This is a genomic window from Aestuariivirga sp., assembly GCF_020252405.1.
Taxonomy (GTDB): domain Bacteria; phylum Pseudomonadota; class Alphaproteobacteria; order Rhizobiales; family Aestuariivirgaceae; genus Aestuariivirga.
In genome coordinates this window covers 1-2,501 of record NZ_JADCDA010000026.1, presented here as the reverse complement: position 1 = coordinate 2,501, position 2,501 = coordinate 1, and the positions used below count along the sequence as shown (strand labels likewise).

The window sequence follows — 2,501 nt, the reverse complement described above, 5'->3', positions numbered from 1 at the left end:
TCTCGCCTTGAGCGAGGCAAGCTCCGCCTCCCACTCCAGCAACGCGCCCGACCACTCCGCGACCATTGTCGTCCTCCCGCCAAAAGCGGCAGGAATCACAAATCTATCGCAGACGCAACTGTAGTACTAACGGGCTGCTGAAAAACGCATCTTTGACACACTCTGATTCCGGATTGAGCAGGTTTCGATTCCGCTGAACCGAACATGCCCTGCCCGGGGCCGTGCGCTTCGCGGTTGCCGGCAAGGGCCTTCATGAACCAGTCACATGGCCGCAATAATTCTGCCCGGTCACCCGTCCAGGAGCTCCCTCATGCCGCTGTTTGAACGCTACCTCACCGTCTGGGTGCTGCTGTGCATCCTTGTCGGCATTGCGCTGGGGCAGACGATGCCGGGGGTGTTCGCGGCGGTCAGCGCCATGGAGGTGGCGAAGGTCAACCTGCCCGTCGCCGTGCTGATCTGGGCGATGATCGTGCCGATGCTGGTGAAGATCGACTTCGCGGCCCTCGGTCAGGTCACCCGCCACTGGCGCGGCATTGGCGTCACGCTGTTCATCAACTGGGCGGTGAAGCCCTTCTCCATGGCGCTGCTGGGCTGGGTCTTCATCGGCTGGCTGTTCCGCTCATGGCTCCCGGCGGACCAGATCGACAGCTACATCGCAGGCCTCATCCTGCTCGCCGCCGCCCCCTGCACCGCCATGGTCTTCGTATGGAGCAACCTGACAAAGGGCGAGCCGCATTTCACGCTCTCGCAGGTGGCCCTCAACGACGCGATCATGATCGTCGCCTTCGCGCCGCTCGTCGCCTTTCTGCTCGGCATCTCCGCCATCGCCGTGCCGTGGGAGACGCTGCTGCTCTCCGTGGCGCTCTATATTCTCGTGCCGGTGCTCGTGGCCCAGGCGATCCGCCGCGGCGTGCTGGCGTCCGGCGGCGAGGCGGCGCTGCAGGGCCTGCTGCATCGGCTGCAGCCCATCTCGCTGGTGGCGCTGCTCGCCACGCTCGTGCTGCTCTTCGCCTTCCAGGGCCAGCAGATCATTGCCCAGCCGCTGGTCATCGCGCTTCTTGCCGTGCCCATTCTCATCCAGGTCTATTTCAACGCCGGCCTTGCTTATCTGCTCAACCGCTGGAGCGGCGAGCAGCATTGCGTGGCGGGCCCCTCGGCGCTCATCGGCGCGTCGAACTTCTTCGAACTCGCGGTCGCCGCCGCGATCAGCCTCTTCGGCCTCCACTCGGGTGCTGCACTTGCCACAGTCGTGGGTGTGCTGATCGAAGTGCCGGTGATGCTGTCGGTGGTGAAGATCGTCAATGCCAGCAAGGGCTGGTACGAGGCGGGGCTTGCCCGCAGGGAGGGCGCGCGGTGAGCGTCGTCATCCACCACAACCCCGATTGTGGCACCTCGCGCAACGTGCTGGCGATCATCGGGGCGGCGGGTTACAGCCCCGCAATCGTCGAATATCTGCAAACCGGCTGGACGCGGGCGCAGCTGCTGGGGCTCTTCGCCGCCGCGGGGTTGACGCCCCGCACGGCGCTGCGCACCACCAAATCGCCCGCCGCCGAATTGGGCCTGCTCGAGGAGGCCGTGAGCGGCGAGGATATTCTCGCCGCCATGATTGAGCACCCGGTGCTGGTCAACCGTCCCATCGTCTGCACGGCCAAGGGCGTGCGCTTGTGCCGGCCCAGCGAAACGGTGCTCGATCTTCTCGACCGCTGGCCACCTGGCCCCTTCCTCAAGGAAGATGGCAGCCTGTTGATCGACGCCGCCGGAAACCGCGTGTGAAAGGCCGCCTCCCTGCCCGGCCGCCCCTTCAGCGGAAGAATCCAAGACGCATCACGGGTTCACGAAATCCCCGCAATTCGGCGCCTGCTCGTTGCCCCACGGCATCACCGGCACGGTGGAGGTGGAGTTCTGCGGCGAGCCTTCGATCAGCCGGTCGGTGTAGGAGAGATAGACCAGCACGTTGCGCCTGGCGTCGCAGCCCCTCACGATCTGCATCTTCTTCCAGAACAGCGAACGGCGCTCGCGGTAGATTTCCTCGCCCTGGGAGAATTTCGAGGTGATCTTGATCGGCCCCACCTGGCGGCAGGCGATGGACGTGATGGAGCTCTCGTCGGCGAAGCCCGCCCAGCCCTTCCAGCCGCCCACCCGCGGCAGGGTGAAGTAGCAGGCGACACCCTCAACGATGGGATCGTCGATCACATAGGTGTCGAGCGTGGCGTCGGGCGACAGCATCCGCCACACGGTGGTGTTCCGGAAGATCAGCTGCGGGTCGTCCGCCATCTGCTGGGCAATGGCGGGGGCGGATATCCCCAGAACGACCGTCAAGGCTGCAATAGACCGAAAAATTCGCGTCATCGAACCCTCCAAACCGTCGAAAATGCGACCAAACAAAGAGACAGAGCATTTTCAGGTCAAGTGGACACCGGTTGACCGTCGAAAATGCGACCAAACAAAGAGACAGAGCATTTTCAGGTCAAGTGGACACCGGTTGACCGTCGAAAATGCGA

At 64.1% G+C, this 2,501-nt stretch carries 3 protein-coding genes; 2 read left to right on the top strand and 1 reads right to left on the bottom strand.

Features of this window, described 5'->3' with window-relative positions; all coding sequences use genetic code 11:
• The first annotated feature begins 310 nt into the window (after positions 1-310).
• A complete protein-coding gene (gene arsB / locus IOC69_RS05315; RefSeq protein WP_290542497.1) occupies positions 311-1,357 on the top strand; it encodes an ACR3 family arsenite efflux transporter in 1,047 nt (348 codons plus the stop codon).
• On the top strand, positions 1,354-1,773 hold the full coding sequence (arsC, locus tag IOC69_RS05310) for an arsenate reductase (glutaredoxin) (protein ID WP_290542496.1): 420 nt from the start codon (positions 1,354-1,356) through the stop codon (positions 1,771-1,773). Before arsB ends, arsC begins: the two co-directional genes overlap by 4 nt.
• Positions 1,774-1,824: 51 nt before the next feature.
• Here arsC and IOC69_RS05305 read toward each other — a convergent pair whose 3' ends face one another.
• Positions 1,825-2,274, bottom strand: coding sequence for a CreA family protein (locus IOC69_RS05305; RefSeq protein ID WP_290542498.1), 450 nt, complete (start codon positions 2,272-2,274; stop codon positions 1,825-1,827).
• Positions 2,275-2,501: the final 227 nt, after the last annotated feature.

Coding starts and splice junctions, on each gene's coding strand:
- arsB (WP_290542497.1), top strand. CDS start 311: ATGCCGCTGTTTGAACGCTACCTCACCGTCTGGGTGCTGCTGTGCATC.
- IOC69_RS05305 (WP_290542498.1), bottom strand. CDS start 2,274: ATGGCGGACGACCCGCAGCTGATCTTCCGGAACACCACCGTGTGGCGG.